The sequence below is a fragment of the Thalassotalea sp. ND16A genome, assembly GCF_000764205.1.
GTDB lineage: Bacteria > Pseudomonadota > Gammaproteobacteria > Enterobacterales > Alteromonadaceae > Thalassotalea_A.
This window is the reverse complement of record NZ_JQDZ01000027.1, coordinates 1-537: the sequence shown is the minus strand read 5'-3', so window position 1 is coordinate 537 and position 537 is coordinate 1. Positions and strand designations below refer to the sequence as shown.

Genomic DNA, 537 nt, shown 5'->3' with positions numbered 1-537 from the left:
GTGACTTGGTTTTTCACCGTGATGCTGGTATCGGTCGATATCTCTCGATTGCCCTGAGAAATGGTTAATCGAATAACCACCGCAGAATCACTGCTCACCTGTGGTGCGGTAAAGCCGGAGGTCGCACTCATTGGCGTTGTCAGCGATACCGTTGGCCCACTAACCTGACTCCATTGATAGCTCAATGGGTAACCGTCAGGGTCAACCGACGTTGAACCATCTAAGGTCACCGATGCGCCCTCCATCACCGAGGTACTGCTTGCGGTTGCCATAATGCTAAGCGCTTGCCCTACCCAGTTAACAGAGACGCTACTTTCTTGCGTTACCACGTTCACCCCATCACTGACCGTCACCCTAAACGTCATTACGCCGTCTTGTGTGACATTCGGTGCGGCAATGCTGACCGTCGCGCTGTCGGTATTGACCAGCTCGGCACTCGGTCCTGAAATTTGCTCCCACAGGTAACTCAGCGCCGCATTTTCCGGGTCAAGCGCATTCGCCGTAAGACTGATTGTGGTTAGCTCATCCATCGCCGCA

The 537-nt window shown here is 53.8% G+C and carries 1 protein-coding gene; it reads right to left on the bottom strand.

The window, feature by feature from the left end; translation table 11 throughout:
* Nucleotides 1-537 (bottom strand): PKD domain-containing protein (locus ND16A_RS21240; protein ID WP_033076566.1); only part of this gene is annotated, 537 nt, incomplete at both ends.